This is a genomic window from Pseudanabaena biceps PCC 7429, from assembly GCF_000332215.1.
Classification (GTDB): Bacteria; Cyanobacteriota; Cyanobacteriia; order Pseudanabaenales; family Pseudanabaenaceae; genus Pseudanabaena; species Pseudanabaena biceps.
On record NZ_ALWB01000412.1, the window covers coordinates 1 to 1,163 of the forward strand.

Consider the following 1,163-nt stretch of genomic DNA (forward strand, 5'->3'; position numbering starts at 1 on the left):
CGTAAGATTTGAACAGGAAATCAAAGTACCAGAATCTGGTAAACGAGAGTGTCAAACATTTTGTGTAAAATCTAGAAGCTAGATGTGGAGACGATCCTCAAAGAGGATGGCAAAGCGATTAAGAGCAGGCTTCCAATCACGAATGGAGCCTCGTCCACTTCTTCGAGATATTTCGCATTGCCAAATAAACCAGCTTGAAAGCAGCCTCATCCGAGGGGAAAATCTGTTGAGATTTAATCATCTTACGCAAACTGCTATTCATCGACTCAAGTGCCTTGGTGGTATAAATCGCCCTACGAATCTCAGGGGGGAAAGCAAAGAAGGGGATAATATTCGCCCAATGACTGCGCCAAGACTTAGAGATCGACGGATATTGTTTGTCCCATTTCTCAGCAAAGAGTTCGAGGTTAAACTCTGCCTCCGATTCCGTTGCCGCAGCATAAATCGCCTTGAGGTCAGCACAAACCTGCTTACGCTGTTGCCAAGGGACAAAAGCAACCGAGTTTCTGACCATGTGGACAATGCATAATTGCACCTGAGTTTTAGGAAACACTGTTTCAAGTGCCTTAGGAAACCCAGTCAAACCATCAACACAAGCAATCAAGATATCTTTGACCCCACGGTTGTGAATTTCGGTGAGTACAGATAACCAGAATTTTGCCCCTTCATTCGGGGAAATCCACATACCCAGTAATTCCTTGTACCCGTCCATATTCACCGCCAAGGCAAAGTACAGTGATTTATTGATCACTCGGCCATTGTCTCGAACTTTGATCACCAGACAGTCCAGAAATACGATCGGATAAACCTCATCTAGGGGACGGTAGGGCGCATTGCTTGACTTCATCAATTACCTCATCAGTGACATTGGAAATAAGCGTTGGTGATACTTCGACCCCATACATTTCTTGCAACTGGGCTTGGATATCCCTGACACTCATACCTCGCGCATACAAGGCAATGCTCTTCTCGTCTAATCCTGACAGTCGATTTTGTCCTTTCTTGACCAGTTGTGGTTCAAACTCTCCTTGCCGATCGCGCGGGACTGCGATTTCGGCTACACCAAAGTCCCCTTGCACTTTTTTCTGGCTATAGCCGTTACGACTGTTGCTTTGTCCTTCTGGTTTCGATTCATGCTTCTTGTACCCCTAGATGGGTCGATA

General features: G+C 45.7%; 1 pseudogene. It reads right to left on the reverse strand.

Annotated elements, in window-relative coordinates:
• Positions 1-78: 78 nt before the first annotated feature.
• Positions 79-1,148, reverse strand: a pseudogene (locus tag PSE7429_RS24025) (IS256 family transposase); the annotation flags it as partial.
• Positions 1,149-1,163: the final 15 nt, after the last annotated feature.